This window comes from Chitiniphilus shinanonensis DSM 23277, assembly GCF_000374805.1.
Lineage (GTDB): Bacteria > Pseudomonadota > Gammaproteobacteria > Burkholderiales > Chitinibacteraceae > Chitiniphilus > Chitiniphilus shinanonensis.
The window spans coordinates 84638-109689 of record NZ_KB895348.1; the positions used below are offsets into that span (position 1 = coordinate 84638).

The following is a 25052-nucleotide window of genomic DNA, read 5'->3' on the forward strand; positions in this document are numbered from 1 at the left end:
TGGCAGGGTAATGTCAGCATCTTTACCCTGCAACGCCTTGCTCCCCTGCCCCGCTCACGCCAGCAGTGGTGACATCACCTTCACGCCGCGCCGCTCCAGCATGGCGCGGGTGGCGCGGGCCAGCGCCAGGGCGTGCGGACCGTCGCCGTGCAGGCACAGGCTGTGCGCGGCCAGCGGCAGCCAGGTGCCGTCGGCGGTCTGCACGCCGCCGGACAGCGCCAGGCTTTCCGCCTGTGCCACGGCGGCGGCCTCGTCGGCCAGCACCGCGCCGGGCTGGCTGCGCGGCATCAGCGAGCCGTCGTCCAGGTAGGCGCGATCGACGAAAGCTTCGGCGATGGTGGTCAGGCCCTGGTAGTTGCCGGCCTCGATCAGCGAGGAGCCGGCCAGCCCCATCAGCGCCAGGTCGGGATCGATCTCGCGCACGGTGGCGGCGATCAGCGCGGCCAGCCCGGGATGGCACGCCGCGTCGTTGTACAGCGCGCCGTGCGGCTTCACGTACGCCACGGCGACCCCTTCCTCGATGCAGACCGCCTTCAGCGCCCACAGCTGGGCGGTGATCGATTCGGCCAGCCGCATCTGTGAGATGTCCAGCGACACCCGGCCGAAATGCTCGCGGTCGGGATAGCTGGGGTGGGCACCGATCACCACGCCGTGCTGGCAGGCCAGCCGCACGGCGGCGCGCATGCTGTCCACGTCGCCGGCATGGCCGCCGCAGGCGATGTTGGCCGACGAGATCAACGCCATCAGCCCGGCGTCGTCGGCGCAGCCCTCGCCCAGGTCGGCGTTCAGGTCGATGCTCGTTGCTGCCATCGCAGGCTCCTTTCCAGATGTTCCAGCCATTGTCGTTGCGCGGCCAACGCGGCCAGCGCCTGCGCCGGCTCCACCTCGGCGAAGCGCAGCGCCTCGCCGGGCCGGAATTGCGCGGCACGCCACAGGTCGGCCGCGATCACCATCAGCGGCTTGGCGTAACCGCCGGTGGTCTGCGCGTCGGCCAGCAGCAGGATGGGCTGGCCCGACGGCGGCAATTGCACCACGCCGGGCAACACCGCGTGGGAATCGAGTTCGGCCGAATCGTTCAATGCCAGCGCCGGTCCGCTCAGCCGCGCGCCCATGCGGTTGCTGGCCGGTGTCACCGTCCAGTCGCTGGACAACAGCGCGCGCTGCGTGTCGCGCGGCAACAGCCCCCACTCCGGCCCCGGCAGCACGCGCAGCACCTGGCCGCGCGGCGGCGCCATCACCGCGCAATGCGGCGGCAGGGTTTCCACCGGCCCGAGCGGCAGTTGGTCGCCCGCCTGGACCGCGCGCCCCTGGAAGCCGCCCAGGTCGGCGAGCAGGCCGGTGGAACGGCTGCCCAGCACCGGCGGCACGTCGATGCCGCCCGCCACGTTCAGATAGATGCGCGCGCCGTGCGCGGCATAGCCCAGGCGCAGGCTGGCGCCGGCTGCGGCGTCGAGCACGCGCCAGCCGCGCACCGGCGCGCCGTCGAGCGTGGCGCCGACCGCCGCGCCGGTCAGCGCGAAGCGCGTGGCGACCTCGAACACCAGCTCCAGCCCGCCGAGGGCGATCTCCAGCGCGGCGCAATCCGGCGCGTTGCCGAGCAGCAGGTTGCCGACGCGCAGGGCGATTTCGTCGCAGGCGCCCCCGGCCGGCACCCCCAGGAAGCGGTAGCGGACGCGCCCCAGATCCTGCACCGTGCTCTGCGGGCCGGGCTTGCGGATCAGCAGCGTCATGCGATGTCCTCGATGCAAAAGCGCACGGTATCGCCCGGCGCCAGCAGGCCGGGCGTTTCGCGATAGGGGTCGAACAGCACGGCGGTGGTGTGGCCGATCAGCTGCCAGCCGCCGGGCGACGGCATCGGGTAGATGCCGGTCTGCGCGCCGCCGATGGCCACCGCGCCGGTGGGCACCGCCAGGCGCGGGTCGGCACGGCGCGGGGCAGCAAGGCGCGGGTCCAGCCCGCCCAGGTAGGCGAAGCCGGGCAGGAAGCCCAGGCAGTAGACGGTGTAGTCGGGCGCGGCGTGCAGTTCGGCCGCTTCGCGCGGGGTCATGCCGGCATGCTCGGCGACCAGCGCCAGGTCGGGGCCGTGCTCGCCGCCGTAGCGCACCGGCACCGTCACCACCTGGCCGGACGCCAGCTCCACGCCGACACTGTTGGTCCAGGCGCCTTCCAGCGCACGGATCACCACCCGCGCGGCGGTGGTCAGCGGATCGAAATGTGCGGTGAGGTTGCCCATGCCGAGAATCCATTCCACCTGCGGCAGGCGCTGTTCCAGCGCATGCCACGCGGCCCAGAGCCGTCGCTGCGCCGCCAGGTCCAGGCCCACGGACAACACCAGCGCGGTTTCGCCCAGCGGCTGGATCGAAGGGGAGATTTCGTTCACGCCGCCGCTCCATGCCGGGCCAGCGCCCAGGCCACGTGTTCGCGCACCAGTTCGCTGGCGTCGTCGCGGCGCGCCTGCAACGCGGCCACCACCGACGGCGTGGTGCGCGCATTGCCCAGTCCGACCGCCAGGTTGCGCAGCCAGCGTTCGTGACCGATGCGGTAGATGGCGCTGCCGGCGAGGTTGCGTTGGAAGTCGGCTTCGCTCCAGGCGAACAGCTCCACCAGCGTCACGTCGTCCAGGCCGTTGCGGATCTGGAAATCGAGTTCGCGGCTGTCGGCGGCGAAGCGGTTCCACGGGCAGACCAGCTGGCAGTCGTCGCAGCCATAGACGCGGTTGCCGATCAGCGGGCGCAGCGCCAGCGGGATGGGGCCTTTCAGTTCGATGGTCAGGTAGGACACGCAACGGCGCGCGTCCACGGTATAGGGCGCGACGATGGCCTGGGTGGGGCAGAAGTCCAGGCAGCGGGTGCAGCGTCCGCAGTGCTCGACCGCCGTCGGCGCGTCGTGTGGCAGATCCAGGTCGGTGAACAGTTCGCCGATGAAGAAGAACGAACCGTGGTCGCGATGGATCAGCAGCGTGTGCTTGCCGCGCCAGCCCAGGCCCGCCTGTTTGGCCAGCTCCACCTCCAGCACCGGCGCGGAATCGACGAACACCCGGTGGCCGAACGGACCGATGCGCGCAGCCAGCCGATCCGCCAGGGCCTGCAATCTGGCGCGCAGCACCTTGTGGTAGTCGCGACCGAGCGCGTAGCGCGATACGTAGGCCTTGGCGTCGTCGGCCAGCACCGCTTCGCTGTCCGCGGCCGACGGCGGCAGGTACGGCAGGATCACGCTGACGATGCTGCGCGTGCCCGGCACCAGCTCGGCCGGCCGCGCACGCTTCAGCCCGTGGCGTGCCATATAATCCATCTCGCCGTGGAAACCGGCCTCCAGCCAGGCCAGCATGCCGGCCTCGGCGTGCGCCAGATCGGGGCCGGTGATCGCCGCGCGGGCAAAGCCCAGCTCCGCGGCCCATCGCCGGATATCCGCCACCACCGCCTGTTTGTCCACCACCGCTTCGTCCACAGCCTGCCGAGCCCTTTATGTCTGTCTTCGATGATACGCGAAAGCCTTACCTGCCCGACGAGGCCGCCACCCTGGCGCTGGGCGCCGCCCTGGCGCAAGCGGTGCGGCCAGGGCTGGTGGTGTTCCTGGAAGGCGACCTCGGCGCGGGCAAGACCACGCTCACCCGCGGCATGCTGCGCGCGCTGGGCTACGCCGGGCGCGTGAAAAGCCCCACCTACACCTTGGTTGAACCTTATACGCTTTCGAACTTATACTTGTATCACTTTGATTTATATCGCTTTCACGACCCCCTAGAATGGGAAGACGCCGGATTCCGGGATTATTTCAACCCGCAGAGCGTCTGCCTGATCGAATGGGCCGATAAAGCCGAAGGGCTGCTGCCGTCGCCGGACCTGTTGATCAGGCTGGCGCCGGAGGGCCAGGGGCGACGGGCCGAGATCGTCGCCGCAACACCGCTTGGAACCGAATGTCTCGCTCGCCTCGCCCTGAATTGATCGACGCCGACCGCCGCCGCCTGCTGGGTGGCGCGGCCGGCGCCCTGCTGCTGTCGGTGCTGCCGGTCGGCGCCCGCGCCGCCGCGCCCACCGTGGTCGCCGTGCGCATGTGGCCGGCGGACGCCTATACCCGCGTCACCCTGGAATCCGACGCCCCCCTTACCTTCAAGCAGTTCCTGCTCAAGAACCCGGATCGGCTGGTGGTCGATCTGGAAGGCGTGGAGCTGAACAGCGAACTGCAAAGCCTGGCCGGCAAGCTGACGGCCGACGACCCGTACATCCAGCAACTGCGCGCCGGCCGCTTCAAACCCGGCGTGGTGCGGGTGGTGATCGACCTCAAGACCGAGATCAAGCCGCAGGTGTTCACGCTGCCGCCGGTGGGCGAGTACCGCAACCGACTGGTGATCGACCTCTACCCCGCGGTGCAGAACGACCCGCTGCTGGCTTTCCTCGACGAACAACAGACCAGCGCCTCGGCCCCCGCCGTGGCGGCGGCGCCCACGCCGACGCCGACGCCGGCCAGCAGCAAGCCGCAGGTGGTGGAGCGCAGCGACCTCAAGGTGGATCGCCTGGTCACCGTGGTGCTCGACCCCGGCCACGGCGGCGAGGACCCGGGCGCTGTCGGGCCCGGCGGCAACCGCGAGAAGACCGTGGTGTTGCAGATCGCCAACCGCCTGAAGGCGCTGCTGGAGAAGGAACCCAACATCCGGGTGGTGATGACGCGCGACGGCGACTACTTCGTGCCGCTGGGCACGCGGGTGCGCAAGGCACGCGCCGCCAAGGCCGACCTGTTCGTGTCGCTCCATGCCGATGCCTTCACCCGGCCGGACGCCAACGGCTCGTCGGTGTTCGCGTTGTCCGAGCGCGGCGCCACCTCCACCGCCGCCAAATGGCTGGCACAGACCCAGAACGACGCCGACCTGATCGGCGGGGTGAAGATCGATACCAAGGATATCCACCTGGCGCGCACGCTGATGGATCTCACCCAGACCGCCACCATCAACGACAGCCTGAAGCTGGGCAAGGTGATGCTGGGCGAGCTGGGCAATATCAATCGCCTGCACAAGGCGCAGGTGGAGCAGGCCGGCTTCGCGGTGCTGAAGGCGCCCGACATCCCGTCGGTGCTGGTGGAAACCGCGTTCATCTCCAACCCGTCCGAAGAGCGCAAGCTGATCAGCGACGACTACCAGCAGCAGATGGCCAACGCGTTGCACCAGGGCATCAAGCGCTATTTCGCCGCCAACCCGCCCGCGCCGCGCACCAAGGTCGCCCGCGGCTGAGAAGCCGGCGCCCAGCAGAAAGCCCCTCGCAAGAGGGGCTTTTTTTGTGTCGCCGCAGGCCGATCAAGCACTGGTATTGAGTATGCTGCCCGTGGAATACGGAATGCTCTGCTGCTCGCCGTTCGGGTCCTGGGTGACGAAGTTGAGGTTGTTGCTGGTGTCCGGCTGTACCGTCCAGGTGACGTTCTGGTTGTTCTGCTCGGCCATCACCGCCATGTAGATATCCATGTTGTTCTGCGCGGTGTTCGACAGATACAGCACATCGGCCATCTGCTTCTGATCGTCGCTCAACTGTGGGCGGGCCGGGTCGACCTCGCCGGTTGTGGGAGCGCTGGTCGCCACTTGATTGGCGGCATTGGTCGCCGAGGGCGCCGTGGCGCGCTGGGTTTGTTGCAGCGCTTGCCAATTGGACGACTGGACCGATCCGACATTCATGATGGCATCTCCAAGAAATAATTCAGAATGCAACTATATATCCGGCCTTTAAGCCCTACTGAGTAAATAGTGCGGCAAGAACGGCGATAGTTTTGCCAAAGTGCCCCCGCTGAGCCGCCGCCCAGCGTTTTCTCCCGACGAGTGGGAGGCCAAGCGGCTGATATACTGCCGTTTTTCCGCCGTACCCCCGCCCCGCCATGCCCCGCATCCAGATCCTTTCCGACACCCTGGTCAACCAGATCGCCGCCGGCGAAGTGGTCGAACGACCCGCCAACGCCTTGAAGGAACTGGTGGAAAACAGCCTGGACGCCGGCGCCGACAACCTCAACATCGAGTTGCTGGCCGGGGGCACCAAGCTCATCAAGGTGATCGACGACGGCGGCGGCATCGAGCGCGACGATCTGCACCTGGCGCTGCATCGCCACGCCACCAGCAAGATCCGCAGTTTCGACGACCTGTCGCGCGTGGCGACGCTGGGCTTTCGTGGCGAGGGGCTGGCGTCGATCGCCTCGGTGTCGCGCCTGGTGCTGACCAGCCGCTTCGAAGGCGCCCCGCACGCCTGGCGCGTCGAGGCCGATCACGGCGGTGTCGGCGAGCCGGAACCGGCGGCGCTGGCGATGGGCACCACGGTCGAAGTGCACGAGCTGTATTACCAGACCCCGGCGCGGCGCAAATTCCTCAAATCCGACGCCACCGAGTTCGCCCACTGCGAGGATGCGGTGAAGCGGCTGGCGCTGGCCAACCCCGGCAGGCAGTTCACGCTGACCCACAACGGCCGCGCACAGTTGCGCCTGACCCGGGGCGACCTGGCGCGACGCTGCGCCGAGTTGCTGGGCGACGAATTCGTGCAGAGCGGCGTGCGCCTGGACGAGCGCGTCGGCCCGCTGCGGCTGTGGGGCATCGCCGGCTCGCCCACGCTGTCCAAGGCCAGCCGCGATGCGCAGTATTTCTTCGTCAACGGCCGCTTCGTGCGCGACAAGGTGGTCCAGCACGCGCTGCGCGAAGCCTACCGCGACGTGCTGCACCACGACCGCCATGCCGCGTACTGCCTGTTCCTGGAGCTGGATCCGGAAGGCGTGGACGTGAACGTCCACCCGACCAAGATCGAGGTGCGCTTCCGCGAAAGCCAGGGCATCTACCGCTTTGTGTTCTCGGCGTTGTCCAAGGCGCTGTCGGGCACCCGCGCCGGCCAGACGCCGGCCAACGTCGATCCCGAAACCGGCGAGATCCTGGCCTCCGCCGCGCCGCCGACAACGCAGCCCGCCAGCGGCTGGAAACCGCAGGACTACGCGCAGCAGGCATATCGCCAGCAACCGATGCCGTTGCCGATGGCCAGCGAACCGCTGGCGACCTACGACCGCCTGTTCGGCGACCTGAAGCGCGATCCGGTGGCGGTGGCCGAACCGCCGCCCACGTGGACCGGCTTCGCCCCGTCGCCCGCGATGCCGGCCGACGACGAGGACGGCATCCCGCCGCTGGGCTTCGCCGTGGCACAGCTGCACGGTGTCTACGTGCTGGCACAGACGGCCGACGGCCTGATCGTGGTCGACATGCACGCCGCGCACGAGCGCGTGGTCTACGAAAAGCTGAAGCACGCGCTCGACCTGGAACGCATGCCCACCCAGCCGCTGCTGATCCCGCACCTGTTCCCGGCCGAGCGGCTGGACGTGGCCACGGTGGAGGATCACCAGGACGCGCTGCTGGCGCTGGGCTTCGACCTGTCGGTGGCCTCGCCCACCCAACTGGCGATCCGCGGCGTGCCGCTGCTGCTGAAGGATGCCGACGCGGTGGAACTGGCACGCGCGGTGCTCAAGGACATCCGCGAGGTCGGCGCCAGCCAGGCGCTGGCCGGACGACGCAACGAGCTGCTCGCCACCATGGCCTGCCACGGCGCGGTGCGCGCCAACCGCTCGCTCACCATCCCCGAGATGAACGCGCTGCTGCGCGAAATGGAGGCCACCGAGCGCTCCGGCCAGTGCAACCACGGCCGGCCGACCTGGTTCCGCCTGACCATGAAGGAGCTCGACGGGCTCTTCATGCGGGGACAGTGATGGGGTCAGTCATCGCCGTCAAACTGTTCGCCGGCCCGGCGGTGATCGCCGCGGCCAGTCTGGCCGGCAAGCGCTGGGGCGCCGCAGTGGCCGGCATGGTCGGGGGCCTGCCGCTGATCGCCGGTTGCGTGATCGCCGTGCTCTGGCTGGAGCACGGCGTGGCCTATGCGCAACAGGCCGCGCACGCGGCCCCCACCGGCCTGTGGGCCAATGCCGCCTATATGCTGACGCTGGCGTACGCCAGCCGCCGTCTGGGCTGGCGCGGCACGCTGCTATGCGGCTGGATGGTGTACCTGGCCGTGGCGCTGGCGCTGGCGCAAAGCGGTCTCGCCACCTCGACCTGGGTGGGCGCCGCCTCATTGTTCGGCCTGTTGCTGGCGCTACGACTGCTGCCCCGCCCTGTCGCCATGCCCCGCCTGCAACCGCTGCCCCGGGCCGAACTCGGTGCGCGCATGCTGGCGGCGCTACTGGTCGTCGCCGTGCTGTCGAGCGCGTCCCTGGCGCTTGGGCCGACGTTGACCGGCGTGCTGGCCGGCGGGCCGGTCGCCGCCACCGTGCTGCCGGCATTCACCCTGGCCGGCTCTGGCCGCGATGCCTTGTTGCTGCAATTGCGCGGCTTTCTCACCGGCCTGCTCGGCTTCGGCGTGTGCTTCCTGATCCTGGCGCCACTGATGTCGCGCTGGGGCGCGGCGGCGGTGCCGCCCGCCGTTGCCGCCACGCTGGCATGCGGCGCGCTGATCCATGCGGTTTCGCGGCGGGCGGCCCGATGACGCCCGCACTGTTCCTGATGGGCCCGACCGCCTCGGGCAAGACCGCCAGCGCCATCGCGCTGGTGGAGGCCGGGCTGCCGGTGGAGCTGATCTCGGTGGATTCGGCGCTGGTGTTCAAGGACATGGACATCGGCACCGCCAAGCCCGGCGCCGACGAGCTGGCGCGCGCGCCGCACCACCTGCTGGACCTGATCACGCCGGAGCAGGCGTACTCCGCCGCGCAGTTCCGCAGCGACGCGCTGGCGCTGATGGCCGACATCACCGCACGCGGGCGGCTGCCGGTACTGGTCGGCGGCACCATGCTCTACTTCAACACGTTGCAACATGGCATCCACGAATTGCCGCAGGCCGACGCGGCGCTGCGCGCGCAACTCCAGGCCGATGCCGCCGCGCAAGGCTGGCCTGCGCTGCACGCGCGGCTGGCGCAACTCGACCCGGCGACCGCGGCGCGCTTGCAGCCCAACGACCAGCAACGGGTGGAACGCGCACTGGAGATCTGCCTGCTGGCCGGGCGGCCGATGTCGGCGCTGCTGGCCGAACCAGCCGCCGAACCGCTGCCCTACGCGCTGCACAAGCTGGCGTTGATCCCGGGCGAGCGCGCCGCGCTGCACCAGCGGATCGCCCTGCGTTTCGACGCCATGCTGGCGCAGGGCCTGCTGGACGAAGTGCGCCTGCTGCGCCAGCGCTACACGCTGTCGCTCGACCTGCCGTCGATGCGTTGCGTCGGCTATCGGCAGGCGTGGGAATACCTGGATGGCGACATCGATGCCGCCACGCTGCGCGACAAAGGCATCTTCGCCACCCGCCAGCTCGCCAAGCGCCAGCTCACCTGGCTGCGCGGCATGGACGACGTCGCCCCGCTCGACTGCCTCGCCCCCGACCTGCCGGCGCAGGTGGTGGCACGGGTGCGGGGGTTGATCTAGTCGGAGGGGGGATTGAAACCCCAAACCTTGAACCACGGAGGACAGTGAGAACACGGAGGTGTCACAGAGAAAGGACGAAAACAGGTAGGAACATGCCAGCCTGAATGTCCTTGGTTTTCTCTGTGAATCTCCGTGTTCTCTGTGCCCTCTGTGGTTCAAGATTTGGGGTTGCCCGTCACCACCACCGCCCCCCGCTGCGGCATGAAGTGCGGGTCGTGCAGCAGGTCGCGCACGCCGTTGATGAAGAACTGCACGCCGATGCAGATCAGCAGGAAGCCCATCACCCGCGAGACGGCGCTGATGCCGTTCTCGCCCAGCCAGCCGTACAGCCGCTTGGACGCGCGCAACGACAGCCACGACATCCACGCCACGGTGACGATGCCGAGGCTGACGGTCAGGTAGCCCAGCCACAGCGGCAATTCGCTGTTGCTGTGCATCGACGACGACAGCGACACCACCACGGCGATCGAGCCCGGCCCGGCCAGCGACGGCATCGCCAGCGGGGTGAACGAGATGTCGCGCTTGGCCAGCGCCTCAGCCTGCGCGGCATCGGTCAGGGTGCCGCCCTCGGTGGGGAACAGCATGGTGAAGCCGATGTAGGCCACGATCATGCCGCCGGCGATGCGCAGCCCGGGGATCGAGATGGCGAAGAAATCCATGATCAGCGCCCCGGCCAGCAGGAAGGTGACCAGGATGGCGGCGGCGTAGTAGCACGCCCGCTTCAGTTGCCGCTCGCGCTCCGCCGGCGACAGGTTCGCCACCATCGCCGGCAGCACGGCGGCGGTGTAGAGCGGGTTGATGATGGGCAGCAGCGCCGTGATGGTGGCGAGAAAGGTGGCAAGCAGTTCCTGGAGCATGGCGGGCGTTCGGCGGGTGGATCCTGCCAGCATGGTGCAGCGGGTCGTTGCTGCCAAGCTGTTCGGGGATGTGAAACCCCACGTCTCGAACCACAGAGGACAGTGAGAACACGGAGGGGTCACAGAGAAAGGACGAAAACAGGCAGGAACACGCCAGCCCGAATGTCCTTGGTTTCTCCGTGCAACTCCGTGTTCTCACTGCCCTCTGTGGTTCAAGGTTTGGGGTTTCGTTTTTCCTTTTACCCGCGCGAAGGATCGAACCCCGGTAGCTTCTTGTCGTGGGTCACGAACTGCCATTGCGGGTAATCCGGCAGGCCGTCGCGGAACGGCGGCGGGGCTTCGCCCTGGATCAGCGGGGCGAAGTATTCGCGGCCGCGCGGCGACAGGTGGAAGCCGTCGCTGGTGAGGAAATCCAGCGGCAGGGGCTTTTCGTGGTTGGCGACGTCGGCCAGCGGCACCGGCTCGATGCGCCAGCGATACGGCTCGTTGTCCTCGCGCACGATGGCGGGCATCACGCTGCGGATGCCGGCCAGCGCGTAGGCCACCGCGGTCTCGCCCACCGCCACGGCGTGCGCCAGGTCGGTGGCGCTGGCGAGGTGGCGCGCCGAACGTTGCAGGTAGTCGGCCACCGCCCAGTGGCATTTCTGGTTGAGATGCTGCTTGACCAGGCCGGCCAGGATCGGCGCCACGCCGCCCAGTTGCGCATGGCCGAAGGCATCGACCGCGCCCGATTCGGCCAGGAACACCCCGTGCGTGTCGCGAATGCCCTCGGCGGCCACCACCACGCAGTAGCCGACGCGGGCGATGGTCTCGTCCACCTTGCGCAGGAAGCGCCCGGCCTCGAACGGTACTTCGGGGGTCAGCAGCAGGTGCGGCGCGCCGAAGGCGTCGGCGGACGCCAGCCCGGCCGACGCGGCGATCCAGCCGGCGTGCCGACCCATGACCTCCAGGATGAACACGCGGGTGGAGCTGGCGGCCATCGATGCGGTATCCAGCCCGGCTTCGCGCGCCGAGGTGGCCACGTACTTGGCCACCGAGCCGAAGCCCGGCGAGCAGTCGGTCAGCGGCAGGTCGTTGTCGATGGTCTTGGGCACGTGCACGGCGGTCAGGTCGATGCCGTGGTACTGCGCGAACTCGGCCACCTTGAGGCAGGTGTCGGCCGAATCGCCGCCGCCGTTGTAGAAGAAGTAGCCGATGTCGTAGGCCTCGAACACCTCGAACAACCGCTTGAGCTCGGCACCGTGCCGCAGCTTGTGGCGGCACGAACCGAACGCGCCGCCGGGCGTGTATTTCAGTTGCACCATCATCTCGTCGGTGAGCTGCGCGGTGTCGATCAGCACTTCGTCCAGCGCGCCCAGGATGCCGTTGCGCGCGGCGAACACGCTGCCGATGCGGTCGCGGTGGCGGCGCGCGGCGGAGATCACGCCAAAGGCGGAAGCATTGATGACGGGCGTGACCCCGCCGGACTGGGCATACAGCGCGTTCTTGGGCATGGCGACTCCGCGAGCAAGCATGGACTGCGCCCAGTTTTGCGCAGCGCAACACGCCACGGCATCGGGAGTTTCCGCTAGGGGAGAATCGCCATGGTGCCGTTTGGCCACGTGGCATAAGACACCCGGCCCACCGAGGCCCTCCAGCCAAACGAAACCCCGAGCAAAGCGAGGCTCCCGCCCATCACCCAAAACAAACAACAGCCCCCAACCCACCGCAATCGCGCCACGAACGAGCGCAGCGAGGCTCCCTCGCGGCGGCGAGGGCGGGGGGAGTGGAATCGATCAAGGTTGAGCCGTACCGGCGCGCCACCGGCGAAGCGCGCCCGGCTCCGCCGGGGGCCTGCTCACGGTGCCGTAGCCACGGACGATGGCCAGTTCATTCCAGGCTCATACGCGCCAGCATCGCCCGCGCCAGCGCATCGCGGGCGGCGATCCGCCCGAAGATGTGGTCGGCGTCGGGCACTTCGTGCCAGCGTGCGCCGGGAATGGTCTGGGCGATGCGCCGCCCCACCGCCAACGGCACGGCAGCGTCGGCGCTGCCCTGGATCACCAGGGTGGGCACGTCGATGCGCGCCAGCCCGGCGTAGGTATCCAAGTTTGCCAGTTCGTCGCGCAAGGTGGGGCCGATCGGCAGCGCCAGGAGGTCCACCGTGCCGTCGGCCAGCGCCACCCCGGCGTCGCAGTTGCGCTGCACCACGTCCTTCAAGTTGCCGGCCGGGGCGATCAGCGTCAGCGTGGCGGGCGCCGCGCCGCGCGCGGTGGCATGCGCCGCGGCCAGGCCGCCCATGCTGAAGCCGGCCAGGTGCAACCGCGCCTCGGGATGGCGCTCGCGCAGCCAGTGCATCAGCGCCTCGATCTGCCGGATCTGGTCGGCGACGCTGATGTCGACAAAGCGCCCGCCGCTTTCGCCGCAGCCGCGAAAGTCGAAGCGGTACACCGTCACGCCCCGCGCCGCCAGCCGCCGCCCCAGGTCGACGAAGAAATACGCCAGCTCCATGCGGTGCCCGGTGAAACCGTGCATCAGCAGCAGCACGTCGCGGCCGATGCCGGTGTCGGGCACGTCGATGCTGCCGGTGAGCGGGACGCCCTGATCGTCGAAGACCACGTTGGGGGTTGGCATGACGGCTCCTGCAAAAGCGGATCGAAGAACCCGGACGATACGACCGCCGCCCGCCGCCGCACCAGCACCGAGGACAATCTGGGCAATTACGGCATGCGCGGGCAGCAGCCCGCACGTCGCCATACGAAGCGGAGAGGCGAAGACTCAGGGCGCGGAAGCAGCCTGGTGATGGGGGTCGGGCGGCAGCACCGATACGTCGTCGCGGTTGTCGGCCAGGATGTTGAGCGTGACGCGCCGGTTGCGCGCGCGGCCGGCATCGCTGTCGTTCGATTCCACCGGCCGGTATTCGCCGTAGCCGATCGCCACCATGCGCTGCGGCGCGACGTTCTCGTCGGCGAACAGCCGCACCACCGACGCGGCGCGGGCGGCGGAAAGCTCCCAGTTGGAGGGGTATTGCAGCGAGTTAATCGGCTGGTTGTCGGTGTGGCCTTCGACCTGGATCAGGTTGTCGGTCTGGCTCACCAGCCGGGCCACCGCGGTCAACGCCGCCACCGATTGCGGTTGCAGGTCCGCCTTGGCGGTCTGGAACAGCACCGAATCGGCGATCTCGACGGCGATGCCGCGCTTGGATTGGGTGACGCGCACCTTGCCCTGGTTGATCAGCGGGCCGAGCGTGGTGCGCAGACTGCCGGCCATGCCGCGCATGCGGCGGGTTTCCTCTTCCAGCGCCGGGCTGGGCGTGGGGCTGCCGGTCTGGCTCTTCAGCGGCTGGACGATGCGCTTGGGCTGGCCCTGCGCCTGATCGACGCGGATGGTCGCCACCTGTGCCGCCGGATCGTTGCGGAACGCGGTGATCAGCGAATCCGACAGCACGCGGTACTTGCCCTCGTTGACCGACGAGATCGCGTACATCACCACGAAGAAGGCGAACAGCAGGGTGATGAAGTCCGCGTAGGACACCAGCCAGCGTTCGTGGTTTTCGTGCTCTTCGGGGCGTTTGCGGCGGGCCATCGGTCGATCCGTTGCGTCAGCGCAGTTGCAGATCCAGCCGCGAGCCGAGGGTGGACGCGGCGGCGACGCCGACGCGCTTCGCCAGGCGGTCGAGGTAATCCGGCTGCGGAGTGAAGTCCACCACGTCCTCGGCCTTGACGATGTCGCGCGCCACGCTGCCGACCGAGCCCAGGCCGTCGACCAGGCCCAGCTTCACGCTCTTCTCGCCGCTCCAGACCAGACCGCTGAACAGTTCGGGATCGTCGCCCAGGCGCTTGCCGCGACCGGCCTTGACCACCGAGATGAACTGCGCGTGGATCTCGTCGAGCATCTGCTGCGCCCGCGCACGCTGGGTGTCGTTCAGCGGCGAGAACGGGTCGAGGAAACCCTTGTTCTCGCCGGCGGTGAGCAAGCGGCGCTCGACGCCCAGCTTGTTCATGGTGTTGGTGAAGCCGAAGCCGTCCATCAGTACGCCGATCGAGCCGACGATGCTGGCCTTGTCGGCGTAGATCGAGTTGGCGGCCACCGCGGTGTAGTAGCAGCCGGAAGCGCAGATGTCCTCGATCACCACGTAGAGCGGGATGGTGGGATGCTCCTTGCGCAGCCGCAGCATCTCGTCGTGCAGCTGGCCCGACTGCACCGGGCTGCCGCCGGGACTGTTCACCCGCAGGATCACGCCCTTGGTGTTGGCATCGTCGAACGCGGCACGCAGGCCCTGCGCCACCACGCCGATGTCGCCCTCGCCACCGGACTGGATCACGCCATCCAGGTTGACCAGTGCGGTATGCGGTCCGCGCGTGGTCTGCTCGGCGCTGCGCTGCCCCACCCAGCCGAGCACCAGCGCCAGCAGCAGGAACAGGTAGCCGAAGCCGATCAGCTTGAAGAAGATGCCCCAGCGCCTGGCGGCGCGGCGTTCCTTGACGCCGGCCTGCAACAGATCGGTGAGCGCCTGACGTTCCCAGTTGTCTTGCATGTGCGAAATCCGCTTAATCGAAGTTGATCGGCTCGTCGGCGAGGTAGACCCCGTCGTCGCGCAGTTGCAGCGCCACCGGGGTCAGGCTGCGGCCCGGGCACGGTCCGCCCAGGCACATGCCATTGTCCGGGGCATAGTAGGCGCCGTGTGTGGCACAGACAAGATAGGCGCCCGAGAGGTCGAAGAAATCGCCGGCGCGGTAGTCCAGTTCCACCGGGATGTGCGCGCAACTGTTCAGGTAACCGTGCACCCGACCATGAAAGTTGATGACGAAGGCATTGCGGCGTTCGCCGGCGTAGTCCAGCGCGAAACGCACGCCCAGGCCACGGTCGGGCAGTTGCGCCAGGTCGCAGATGCGTTGGCCGGGCTGGATCAGCGGATCGTCCTGCATCATGCCTCCAGCAGCCAGCGCGCCAGCGCCGGGAAGGCATCGAAATGCGCCAGCGGCGCCAATGGCAGCATGTCGGCCAGCGGATGCGCGCCGTAGGTCATGGCGGCGCTGCGCGTGCCGGCGTTGATCGCCAATTGCAGGTCGTGCGTGGTGTCGCCCACCATCAGTGCCCGCTCCGGCGTGACGTCCATGTAGTCGAGGATGTATTCCAGCATCGCCGGATGCGGCTTGGAGAACGCCTCGTCGGCGGTGCGCGTGACCTCGAACAGCTCGCCCAGCCCGGTATGCGCCAGCACACGATCCAGCCCGACGCGCGACTTGCCGGTGGCCACCGCCAGCGGGTAGCCGGCGTCGCGCAGGCGCGGCAGCCATTCGCGCACGCCGTCGTACAGCACCAGCGACTGGTCCTGCGCCAGGTAGTAGTGGCGATACGCCTCGACCACGCGGCCGATGGTGACTTCGTCCGCACCCGGCGCCAGGTAGGCCATCGCCTCGGTCAGGCCGTAGCCGATCACGAAGCGCGCCTGGGTATCGGTGGGTTCGGGCAGGCCGACGTCGGCGAAGGCGCGCTGGATCGAGCGGGCGATGGTGCCGGTCGAATCCATCAGCGTGCCGTCCCAGTCGAAGATCAGCAGGTCGAAAGGCTTGGGCATGGGGTTCAGTCTTCCTTGTTGGTCCGATCCAGCGACGCCACGTAGGCGGCCAGCTCGGGCGGCAGCGGTGCTTCCAGCGCCAGCGGCTGGCCGGTGAGCGGGTGGGCGAATTGCAGCTTCCAGGCATGCAGGAACATGCGCTTCAGCCCGTGGCGCACCAGTGCCTTGTTCAGTGCGAAATCGCCGTACTTCTCGTCGCCCAGGATGGGATAGCCGGCCGTCGCCAGATGCACCCGGATCTGGTGGGTGCGGCCGGTCTTCAGCTCGCATTCCACCAGCGCGCAGTCGGACCACAGCTTGCGGCGGTAGATCACGGTATGTGCGTCCTGGCCGTCCGGCGTCACCCGCACCCGGCGTTCGCCGTCGGCGGTGGTGTACTTGAACAGCTTGTAGCGCAGGTTGCGCTTTTCGTCGGGCCAGGCGCCCTTGACCAGCGCCAGGTAGCGCTTGTCGATGTTGTGCGCGTCGCGCAGCAGTTCGTGCAGGGCGGTAAGCGCGCTGCGCTTCTTGGCGACCAGCAGCAGGCCGGAGGTCTCGCGGTCCAGCCGGTGCACCAGTTCCAGGAACTTCGCCTGCGGCCGCTGCGCGCGCAGCAGCTCAATCAGGCCGAACGACACGCCGGAGCCGCCATGCACCGCCAGGCCGGCCGGCTTGTCGACCACCAGCAGCGCGTCGTCCTCGAACACCACCGGCACCTGGATGCGCTCGCTGGCCATCTCGGCCGGCGCGGCGTCGGGTTTCTCGGCCACGCGCACCGGTGGAATGCGCAGCACGTCGCCTTCCTGCAGGCGATAGGTGGCGTCGATACGGCCCTTGTTCACCCGGACCTCGCCACCGCGGATCAGTTTGTAGATACGGCTCTTGGGCACGCCCTTGAGCTCGCGCAGCAGGAAGTTGTCGATCCGCTGCCCGGCGTTGTCGGCGCTCACCGTCACGAAGGAAACGGCGGGTGGAGCAGGTGCTTTGCTAGTCTGTGACATCTTGACATATACTCTGTTGCACGCCGCGACAGGGCCGGAACGGGTTCGCCATTCGAGCCATGCCGCCTATCTCGTCGCAGCGCGTTTTTTTCCCGTTCTTTGGCCGTTCCGGCCGCATACGCCAGCGATCACCTTTCCCGCCGTACCGTATGTCGTACCCCTCCCGGCGCCGTCTATTCGGCATCGTTATCGGGAGTGTGTGCGCGGGTCTCGCAGCGGCGCGTCCGGGTCGTCCTCGATCCGGGAAGCGGTTAAACCTGCTCACCGCAAAAAAGTAGCGATGGTAATTGATTTGTACACGCAACGCACTCGCACGGTTTGATACCGCGCGGCCCGCGCAGCCCGGGAAGGGAGCGCGACCGAGCGGCCTAGAACGTGGATGCCAGCGCTGAAGCACCCGCCGCGCGTCGCGCCGCAGCCAGCCCTGGTCACCCCGGCTCCCTTCGCGTCGATCCGACGCCCGATTGAGGATATTCCGCACACCACGACCCGCTTTTTCACCCGTTGCCGCACGATCCTGCGCCTGTCGCCGGGTTGTTGCGCAACCGATCCCGGGTTGCTGGCGTTTGCGCGCCGGGGCTCCCTGCCGTAGGAGTGCGTGCAGGAGCCTTTTTCATGAAGAGAATGCTGTTCAATGCGACGCAGGCCGAAGAGCTGCGCGTCGCCATCGTCGACGGTCAGAAACTGATCGATCTCGACATCGAGACCGTCGGCAAGGAACAACGCAAGTCCAACATCTACAAGGGTGTCATCACCCGTATCGAGCCCAGTCTCGAAGCCTGCTTCGTCGACTACGGCTGCGAGCGCCACGGCTTCCTGCCATTCAAGGAAATCGCCCGCTCCTACATGAGCGAAGGCGACAGCGGCCGCGGTCGCGTCGCCGACCTGCTGCGCGAAGGCCAGGAGCTGATCGTCCAGGTGGAAAAGGACGAACGCGGCAACAAGGGCGCGGCGCTGACCACCTACATCAGCCTGGCCGGCCGCTATCTGGTGCTGATGCCCAACAACCCGCGCGGCGGTGGCGTGTCGCGCCGCATCGAGGGCGACGAGCGCCAGGAACTGCGCGCCGTGCTCGACCAGCTGGAAACCCCGTCCGGCATGAGCCTGATCGCCCGCACCGCCGCCATCGGCCGTTCGGTCGAAGAGCTGCAATGGGACCTGAACTACCTGCTGCAACTGTGGAAGGCCGTCGAAGGCGCCGCCACCTCGCAGAACGGCGCGTTCCTGATCTACCAGGAATCCAGCCTGGTCATCCGCGCCATCCGCGATTACTTCCAGCCCGAGATCGGCGAAATCCTGATCGACAAGGCCGACATCTACGAGCAGGCCCGGCAGTTCATGAGCCACGTGATGCCGGGCAACGTCAACCGGGTGAAGATCTACCAGGACGACGTGCCGCTGTTCTCGCGCTTCCAGATCGAACACCAGATCGAAAGCGCCTATGCCCGTGAAGTGACCCTGCCGTCGGGCGGCGCCATCGTCATCGACAAGACCGAAGCGCTCTACTCCATCGACGTGAACTCGGCGCGGGCCACCAAGGGCACCGACATCGAGGAAACCGCGCTGCGCACCAACCTGGAAGCCGCGGACGAGATCGCCCGCCAGCTGCGCCTGCGCGACGTGGGCGGCCTGATCGTGATCGACTTCATCGACATGGAGAACCCGAAGAACCAGCGCGAGGTGGAGAACCGCCTGCGCGAGGCGCTGCACTTCGATCGCGCCCGGGTCCAGACCGGCAAGATCAGCCGCTTCGGCCTGATGGAGCTTTCCCGCCAGCGCCTGCAACCGAGCCTGGAGGAAACCAGCCACATCGCCTGCCCGCGCTGCCACGGCACCGGCGTGATCCGCGGCATCGAATCGTCCGCGCTGCACATCCTGCGGATCATGCAGGAAGAGGCCATGAAGGAGAACACCGGCGCGGTGCACGCGCAGGTGCCGGTGGACGTCGCCACCTTCCTGCTCAACGAGAAGCGCGCCGAGATCCACACCATCGAAGCCCGCCTCAAGGTGGCGGTGGTGCTGATCCCCAACATCCATCTGGAAACCCCGAACTACACCGTCACCCGCCTGCGCCACGACGATCTGAACCAGATCGAGGAAGTGCTGCCGTCGTACAAGATGATGGAAGTGCCGCCCGAGGAAGGCTATCAGCCCGGTCGCGCCAAGGAAGAACAGGCCAAGCGCCCGGAAGCCGCCGTCAAGGGCATCACCCCGGCACAGCCGGCGCCGGTCTCGGCGCGTGACACGCTGCCGGCCCCGACGCCCGCGCCGAGCGCCCCGTCGCTGTGGTCGCGCATCATCGGCTGGCTCAGCGGCAGCGGCGAAGCGCAGCCCGCACCGGCCGCCGAACCCAAGCGCGCACAGCAGAAGGGCGGCAACGGCCGTCGCGAGCGCAACGACCGTAACGAACGCAACGGTAACGAGCGCGGCAATCGCGGCAACCGTGGCGAGCGCCAGGAGCGTGGCGAGGAGCAGCGCGGCGAACGCCAGGAACGCGGCCAGAACGAACGCCGCGGCGGCAACAAGCCCCGCATCGAGGAAGATCTCGCCAACCGCAGCCAGCGCGGCAACCGCAACGAGCGCCAGAACCAGTCCGAGCGTGGCGAGCGCCAGGAACGGAACGAACGCCAGGAACGCCCGGCCCTGGAAACCCAGAGCGAGCGCGGCAATCGCGAGCAACGTGAACCGCGCGAGCCGCGTCAGCAGCGCCAGCCGCGCGCCGAACGCGCGCCGAAGGAAGTGACGCCCGCGCCGGTGGCCGAACTGGAAACCCCGCTGGCCGCCGTGCCGGCCGTCGAGGCGCAGGCCGCGCCGAACGCGGAAGCCGAAGGTGAAGGCCGCAGCCGTCGTCGTCGCAACCGCCGTGGCGACCGTCGCGACCGTAATGGCGAAGGCAATGTGGCCGAGAACGCCGAAGCCGGCGTGATCGCCGAGGAAGGCACCACCGAGGCGCCGCAAGCCGCCGCAGTGCCGGCTACCGCCGCACCGGCCGGCCAACCGTGGTGGGAAACCAAGACCGAGGTCGAGGAACAGGCCGCGCCGGTAGCGCAACCGACCACCGCCGCGCCCGCTCCGGCGCCGGTCGAACCGGTTGCCGCTGCGGCCCCCGCGCCGATCGAAACGGCCGAGCCGGTTGCCGCTGTACCGGCACCGGTTGTCGAAGCCGTGGAAGTGGCAGAGCCGGTGCAGGAAGCACCGGTGGCCGAGCCTGCCGCGGTCGAGGTCGTCGTGGTCGAGGCACCGGTCCCTGCGCAACAGGTGGAAGCCAAGCCCGAAGCCGACGTGCAACCCGTCGCCACCGCGCCGCAGCAAAGCGCGCTGGCCTTCGAACCGGCCGCGCCTGCCAGCGTACCGGCCATCGAAGTCGGCACGCCCGAGGAAGCCGGTCTGGTGATGGTCGCCACCCGCGCCGAAGCGGCACCGGCAGCGGTCGACGTGCCGCCGGCACCGACGCGCCGCCGCCGTCGCGACGTGAAGCAGTCCGCCGATCAGGCGGCGCAAAGCGAGCCGCTGCAACTGGTCGAGACCCGCGCCGACGCCGCGCCGGCCGCCGAGGCGCCGGCACCGGCCAAGCCCGCCGCGCGCACCCGCCGCAGCGATGCCGTCGCCGCGCCGCAGCCCGAAGCACAGCCGCTGACGCAGGTGGAAACGCGCGACGCCTGATCGCGTCGCCCGCCCCAAGGAAAAAGCCGCCGATCCCTGGCGGCTTTTTCCTTGTCGGTCGTCCTGTTTTTGCTCCAGCTGCTGCGTTAGCATGGCGGCTGATTCAAGGGCCCGCGCGCCCGCCGGAGGATGCATGCATCTGGAAGACCTGTTCGATCAGACCCACAAACTGCCCACCATTCCGCGCATCGTGCAGGAGTTGCTCGGCACCTTCAGTCAGAGCGACATCAACATCGGCGAGGTCGCCAAACGCATCTCACTGGACCAGGTCATCACCGCCAAGGTGCTGCGGCTGGCCAATTCCGCGCAGTTCGGCGCCAGCCGCAGGATCGGCTCGGTCAACGAGGCCATCATCGTGCTGGGGTTCGACACCGTGCGCACCCTGGTGGTGGCATCGGGCGTGACCGGCGCCTTCGTCGCCACCCCGGGCTTCGATCGCAAGGCATTCTGGCGCGTCAGCCTGCGCGTCGGCAGCACCGCCCGCAGACTGGCCGCTCACCTGGGCGTGAATCCCGAGGCGGCCTTCCTTTGCGGTCTGCTGCATAACATCGGCGAACTGCTGATCCACGTGGTCCAGCCCGACTTGGCGGTACGCATCGACCGCTCGGTGGCAGGTGGCAGCAACCGCATCGCGCTGGAGGACCAGAACATCGGATTCGATTACGTCCAGGTCGCCGCCGAACTGGCATCGCGCTGGAACTTCCCGGCGCCGATCCAGCACGCCCTGGCGGAGCAGAACCAGCCGACGCCGGAAGCCCCGTTGTCGCGCCTGCTGCAACTGGCAGTGCTGCTGGCCGCCCAGCCGGAACCCCCTTCCGCGGAGCAACTGGCATCGGGCCTGGCGCGCCTGCTGGCCGACCACGAACCGGCGCTGCGCGAGGCGATCGCCGCCGAGGTGGACGAGCTGACCGCGCTCGATCCCGAGATGGAACGCATCCTGAGCTGACCCGGCCCGGCTCCGGCACTTTCTCCCTGGAATACTGATCCGCCCCAAAGCGGACACCGCTCGGCTGGGCTAGGGTTTGACCTAATAGGCGGGCGGGAACGCTCTGCCTAGTCTGCGAGCAGCCAACCTTACAATGCCGGGTGTTTCGCCCGCCTTCAGGAGAGAACCGATGCGTTCCATGAATCGCCTTTTTGCGGCCGTGCTTGGCCTTGCCCTCGTTGCCGGCGCCCAGGCAGCGGAAAAGGTCTATCAAGTGGCTTCCGACGCCGCCTATGCCCCGTTCGAGTGGCAGGACAAGAACCAGAAGGTCGTCGGCTTCGACATCGACGTACTCAGCGCAGCCGCCGCCAAGGCCGGCATCAAGGTGCAGTTCCACAACACGCCGTGGGAAGGCATCTTCGCCACGCTGGCCACCGGCGATCGCGACATCGTGGCCTCGGCGGTGACCATCACCCCCGAGCGCAAGCAGACCATGGATTTCTCCGATCCGTACTTCGAGGCCAAGCAGCTGATCGCCGTGACGGCCAACAGCCCGATCAAGCGCTTCGCCGACCTGAAAGGCAAGAAGGTGGGCGTGCAGACCGGCACCACCGGCGACGAAGTGGTACAGAAGCTGCTGGGCAAGACCAGCCCCAACATCAAGCGTTTCGAATCGACCCCGCTGGCATTGCAGGAACTGCTGTCCGGCGGCGTTGATGCCGTGGTGGCCGACAATGGCGTGGTGGTGAACTTCCTGGCCAACAACAAGAACGCCAAGCTCAAGACGCTGGACGATCCCAGCTTCGCCAAGGAGCACTACGGCTTTGCGGTGAAGAAGGGCAACAAGGATCTGCTCGCCAAGATCAACAAGGGCTTGGCCACCATCAAGGCCGACGGCACCTACGACAAGATCTACCGCAAGTACTTCGGCAACTGATCGCCCGATAGCGGCCCGCCCGCGACACGAAGCGCAACCCGGCTCCGGTTTGCGCTTTTTTTGGAGCGGCTGACAAAACCCTTCTGGCTGCGTCGCGCAGGGGCGCCGAGCTGAACTTGCCGTACGCCTCCTGTCTGCGTTTCGCGCTCCTTGCCAGGACCGCTACGCTGGGTTTTGCTAGCCGCTCCTGTTTGGTTTCGACAAGACAAGAACATGGATTTCAATCAGTTTTGGGGGTACGTCCAGCACAGCGTGCCATTGCTCGAGAACTTCCGGTTGCAGATCGTCTGGGAGTATCGCGAGCTGTTCATCCAAGGCACCAAGATGACGCTGCTGATCACCGCGCTGGCGGTGGTCTTCGGCACGCTGATCGGCCTGGTAATGGGGATGGCGCGGCTGGCCGAAGTGCGCCACGGGCCGTGGAAGTACCCGATCAAGCTGCTGGTGCGCTGGCCGGCCACCGCCTATGTGACCTACTTTCGCGGCACGCCGCTGTTCGTGCAGATCCTGCTGATCCACTTCGCGCTCAGGCCGCTGCTGGTCAACCCGGACGACGGCCTGCTGATCAGCGGCGAACTGGCCAACACGCTGAATCAGAACTACAGCGCGTTCATTTCCGGCTTCATGGCGTTGACCCTGAATTCCGGCGCCTACATCACCGAGATCTTCCGCGCCGGCATCCAGTCGATCGCCAAGGGCCAGTTCGAGGCCAGCCGCTCGCTCGGCATGAACTACTGGCAGACCATGCACCACGTCATCGTGCCGCAGGCGTTCCGCCGCATGCTGCCGCCGCTGGGTAACGAGGCGATCATGCTGCTCAAGGACAGTTCGCTGGTCTCGGCCATCGGCTTCACCGAGCTGGCCTACGCCGCGCGTACGGTCTTCGGCAACTACGCCCGCCCGTGGGAACCCTACATCACCATCTCGGTGATCTACCTGATCCTCACCATGTTGATGGCCTGGGGCGTGCACGCGATGGAAAAGCGCTTCAAGGCCAGCGGCGGCATTCATTGATCCGGCTGCGCCACCCCCACAACGGCAGACCACGGTCTGCCGTTTTTATTCACCGCTGCCGGGCACCGAAGGCTGGCCCTGCGCAAAGCCGGCGCGCGCTGGGCCCGCTAAGCTGCGGGGATGACCTACCTGCTGATCTGCCATGCCACGCGCGATGGCCAGTCGCGGCGCATTGCCGAACGCATCGCCGAACATCCGTCACTGCTGGGGCTGTCCTGTAGAAACTTTGACCTGGCCGCCGCGCAACCCGACGCCAGCCAGCTGCGCTATGCGCAGGCAGTGGTACTGGTGGCCGCCGTGCGCTACGGCCACCATCTGCCGAGCGCCGAGACCTTTCTGCTGCGCCATCGCGAGGCGCTGGTCCGCAAGCCGCTGGCATTGGCTTCGGTAAACCTGGTGGCGCGCAAGCCCGGCCGCGACGACGCCCAGCACAATCCCTATCTGCGCAAATGGCTGGCTCGCCACCAGTTGACCCCGGCACTGGCCACCGCCTTCGCCGGCGTGCTGGACTACCCCCGCTACGGCTGGCTGGATCGCCAGATGATCCGCGCCATCATGGCGCTGACCGGCGGCCCGACCGATCCGGCGACGCGGATCGAGTACACCGACTGGGCCAAGGTGGATGCGTTTGCCGAGCGCTGCGCCGCGCTGATGCACGGCGGCTGATCGGCGCTGCGGCGGGCGCGGGGCGAATCAGCCTTTCAGTGACGGCTTATCCCGCGCTAGCGCTTGCGGATATAGCGGTTCACCGCGTCGTTGTGGGCATCCAGCGATTCGGAGAAATGCGAGCTGCCGTCGCCGCGCGCGACGAAGTACAGCGCCTTGGTCGGCGCCGGCCGGGTGGCGGCCAGCAATGCGGCCTCGCCGGGCATGGCGATCGGGGTGGGCGGCAGGCCGGCGCGGGTGTAGGTGTTGTACGGCGTGTCGGTCTGGAGATCGCGCTTGCGGATGTTGCCGGTGTATTGCTCGCCCATGCCGTAGATCACGGACGGGTCGGTCTGCAGGCGCATGCCGATGCGCAGGCGGTTGGCGAACACGCCGGCGACCATGGCGCGGTCGGCCTCGATGCCGGTTTCCTTCTCGACGATGGATGCCAGCGTCAGCGCTTCGTACGGCGTCTTGAGCGGTGTGGCGGGATCGCGCGCGGCCCACGCGGCGTCCAGCTTGCCCTGCATGCGCTCATGGGCGCGCACCAGCACTTGCAGGTCGGAACCGCCGACCGCGATGAAATAGGTATCGGGGAAGAACTGGCCTTCCAGGCTGGGCGCATCGATACCCAGCTTCATCAGCAGTTCGGTATCGCTGAGCAACACCGCCTCGGCCTTGAGCGACTGTTGCCGCGCCAGCGCCGCGCGCAGTTCACGCCAGTTCCAGCCCTCGATCACGGTGAAGGCGATCTGGCTGGCCTCGCCGCGCGCCAGCTTGCCGATCAGTTCGACCATCGAGGTGGGCACGGTCAGGTCGTAGACACCGGCCTTGAGTTTGGTGTCCTGCCCGGTCAGGCGCGCCAGCAGGCGAAAGGCCAGCGGCGAATCAATCACGCCCTGCTGCGCCAGTTGTACCGCGGTGGCCCGCACCGAGCCGGGGCCGACGGTAAAACGCGTCGGCAATGGCAGGTCGAGCGGCCGGGTGGCGTAGTAATAACCGGCCGCGGCCCCCAACAGCGCCAGCAGCAACAGCCCGGTGAACAGGCGGCGCACGAAGCGGCCGAAGCCG

General features: G+C 68.1%; 24 protein-coding genes. 10 read left to right on the plus strand and 14 right to left on the minus strand.

The window, feature by feature from the left end; genetic code table 11:
- Positions 1–54: 54 nt before the first annotated feature.
- Genes pxpA through queG form a run of 4 tightly spaced genes read right to left on the minus strand, consistent with a single transcriptional unit; the run spans position 55 to position 3435 of the window.
- Positions 55–810, minus strand: a complete 756-nt coding sequence (gene pxpA / locus C556_RS0114010; protein ID WP_018748882.1) for a 5-oxoprolinase subunit PxpA — start codon at positions 808–810, stop codon at positions 55–57.
- Positions 786–1730, minus strand: a complete 945-nt coding sequence (locus tag C556_RS0114015; RefSeq protein ID WP_018748883.1) for a 5-oxoprolinase subunit C family protein — start codon at positions 1728–1730, stop codon at positions 786–788. Before C556_RS0114015 ends, pxpA begins: the two co-directional genes overlap by 25 nt.
- Positions 1727–2380, minus strand: coding sequence for a 5-oxoprolinase subunit PxpB (gene pxpB / locus C556_RS0114020; RefSeq protein ID WP_018748884.1), 654 nt, complete (start codon positions 2378–2380; stop codon positions 1727–1729). The genes C556_RS0114015 and pxpB overlap by 4 nt, the downstream gene beginning before the upstream one ends.
- Positions 2377–3435, minus strand: coding sequence for a tRNA epoxyqueuosine(34) reductase QueG (gene queG / locus C556_RS0114025; protein ID WP_026263099.1), 1059 nt, complete (start codon positions 3433–3435; stop codon positions 2377–2379). Before queG ends, pxpB begins: the two co-directional genes overlap by 4 nt.
- 29 nt (positions 3436–3464) lie before the next feature.
- Here queG and tsaE point away from each other — a divergent pair, with 29 nt between their 5' ends.
- The gene (tsaE, locus tag C556_RS0114030; protein WP_018748886.1) at positions 3465–3941 is read left to right on the plus strand and encodes a tRNA (adenosine(37)-N6)-threonylcarbamoyltransferase complex ATPase subunit type 1 TsaE; all 477 of its coding nucleotides are present in this window, start codon (positions 3465–3467) and stop codon (positions 3939–3941) included.
- Complete coding sequence (locus C556_RS0114035; protein ID WP_026263100.1) at positions 3914–5221, plus strand: N-acetylmuramoyl-L-alanine amidase; 1308 nt, start codon at positions 3914–3916, stop codon at positions 5219–5221. The genes tsaE and C556_RS0114035 overlap by 28 nt, the downstream gene beginning before the upstream one ends.
- A gap of 63 nt (positions 5222–5284) precedes the next feature.
- Here the strand turns inward: C556_RS0114035 and C556_RS0114040 are convergent, their stop codons facing one another.
- Positions 5285–5656 (minus strand): hypothetical protein, encoded by a 372-nt coding sequence (locus C556_RS0114040; RefSeq protein ID WP_018748888.1) that lies wholly within the window; start codon positions 5654–5656, stop codon positions 5285–5287.
- Between the two features lie 197 nt (positions 5657–5853).
- Here C556_RS0114040 and mutL point away from each other — a divergent pair, with 197 nt between their 5' ends.
- The 3 genes from mutL to miaA are packed head-to-tail and all read left to right on the plus strand — an operon-like array spanning position 5854 to position 9400.
- Entirely contained in the window at positions 5854–7707 is a 1854-nt protein-coding gene (gene mutL, locus C556_RS0114045) for a DNA mismatch repair endonuclease MutL (RefSeq protein WP_018748889.1), read from the plus strand.
- Positions 7707–8477 (plus strand): hypothetical protein, encoded by a 771-nt coding sequence (locus C556_RS0114050; protein WP_018748890.1) that lies wholly within the window; start codon positions 7707–7709, stop codon positions 8475–8477. Before mutL ends, C556_RS0114050 begins: the two co-directional genes overlap by 1 nt.
- Entirely contained in the window at positions 8474–9400 is a 927-nt protein-coding gene (gene miaA / locus C556_RS0114055; RefSeq protein WP_018748891.1) for a tRNA (adenosine(37)-N6)-dimethylallyltransferase MiaA, read from the plus strand. The genes C556_RS0114050 and miaA overlap by 4 nt, the downstream gene beginning before the upstream one ends.
- A gap of 155 nt (positions 9401–9555) precedes the next feature.
- Here the strand turns inward: miaA and C556_RS0114060 are convergent, their stop codons facing one another.
- The 8 genes from C556_RS0114060 to C556_RS0114095 all read right to left on the minus strand — a co-directional run bounded on the left by C556_RS0114060 (position 9556) and on the right by C556_RS0114095 (position 16797).
- Complete coding sequence (locus tag C556_RS0114060; RefSeq protein ID WP_018748892.1) at positions 9556–10257, minus strand: MarC family NAAT transporter; 702 nt, start codon at positions 10255–10257, stop codon at positions 9556–9558.
- A gap of 239 nt (positions 10258–10496) precedes the next feature.
- Positions 10497–11750, minus strand: a complete 1254-nt coding sequence (locus C556_RS0114065; protein ID WP_018748893.1) for a 6-phosphofructokinase — start codon at positions 11748–11750, stop codon at positions 10497–10499.
- Positions 11751–12126: 376 nt separating this feature from the next.
- On the minus strand, positions 12127–12870 hold the full coding sequence (locus tag C556_RS0114070) for an alpha/beta hydrolase (protein ID WP_018748894.1): 744 nt from the start codon (positions 12868–12870) through the stop codon (positions 12127–12129).
- 144 nt (positions 12871–13014) lie between these two features.
- Positions 13015–13821, minus strand: coding sequence for a flagellar motor protein MotD (motD, locus tag C556_RS0114075; RefSeq protein ID WP_018748895.1), 807 nt, complete (start codon positions 13819–13821; stop codon positions 13015–13017).
- Positions 13822–13837: 16 nt separating this feature from the next.
- Positions 13838–14773, minus strand: coding sequence for a S49 family peptidase (locus tag C556_RS0114080; RefSeq protein ID WP_018748896.1), 936 nt, complete (start codon positions 14771–14773; stop codon positions 13838–13840).
- 13 nt (positions 14774–14786) lie between these two features.
- Entirely contained in the window at positions 14787–15164 is a 378-nt protein-coding gene (locus C556_RS0114085) for a Rieske (2Fe-2S) protein (protein ID WP_018748897.1), read from the minus strand.
- Positions 15164–15817: an HAD-IIIA family hydrolase gene (locus C556_RS0114090; RefSeq protein WP_018748898.1), complete on the minus strand. Its 654-nt coding sequence runs from the start codon at positions 15815–15817 to the stop codon at positions 15164–15166. The genes C556_RS0114085 and C556_RS0114090 overlap by 1 nt, the downstream gene beginning before the upstream one ends.
- Before the next feature lie 5 nt (positions 15818–15822).
- On the minus strand, positions 15823–16797 hold the full coding sequence (locus C556_RS0114095) for an RluA family pseudouridine synthase (protein ID WP_026263102.1): 975 nt from the start codon (positions 16795–16797) through the stop codon (positions 15823–15825).
- A 615-nt stretch (positions 16798–17412) separates the two neighbouring features.
- Between C556_RS0114095 and C556_RS21775 the strand changes: the two genes are divergently transcribed.
- The 5 genes from C556_RS21775 (at position 17413) to hemG (ending at position 24002) form a co-directional block, all read left to right on the plus strand.
- Positions 17413–20460 (plus strand): Rne/Rng family ribonuclease, encoded by a 3048-nt coding sequence (locus C556_RS21775; RefSeq protein WP_083930605.1) that lies wholly within the window; start codon positions 17413–17415, stop codon positions 20458–20460.
- 133 nt (positions 20461–20593) lie between these two features.
- Complete coding sequence (locus C556_RS20515; RefSeq protein ID WP_018748901.1) at positions 20594–21406, plus strand: HDOD domain-containing protein; 813 nt, start codon at positions 20594–20596, stop codon at positions 21404–21406.
- Between the two features lie 178 nt (positions 21407–21584).
- Complete coding sequence (locus C556_RS0114110) at positions 21585–22322, plus strand: basic amino acid ABC transporter substrate-binding protein (protein ID WP_245559257.1); 738 nt, start codon at positions 21585–21587, stop codon at positions 22320–22322.
- A gap of 213 nt (positions 22323–22535) precedes the next feature.
- Positions 22536–23336 (plus strand): amino acid ABC transporter permease, encoded by an 801-nt coding sequence (locus C556_RS0114115; protein WP_018748903.1) that lies wholly within the window; start codon positions 22536–22538, stop codon positions 23334–23336.
- Between the two features lie 120 nt (positions 23337–23456).
- Entirely contained in the window at positions 23457–24002 is a 546-nt protein-coding gene (hemG, locus tag C556_RS0114120) for a menaquinone-dependent protoporphyrinogen IX dehydrogenase (protein WP_018748904.1), read from the plus strand.
- Between the two features lie 56 nt (positions 24003–24058).
- Here hemG and mltG read toward each other — a convergent pair whose 3' ends face one another.
- The gene (gene mltG / locus C556_RS0114125) at positions 24059–25036 is read right to left on the minus strand and encodes an endolytic transglycosylase MltG (RefSeq protein ID WP_018748905.1); all 978 of its coding nucleotides are present in this window, start codon (positions 25034–25036) and stop codon (positions 24059–24061) included.
- Positions 25037–25052: the final 16 nt, after the last annotated feature.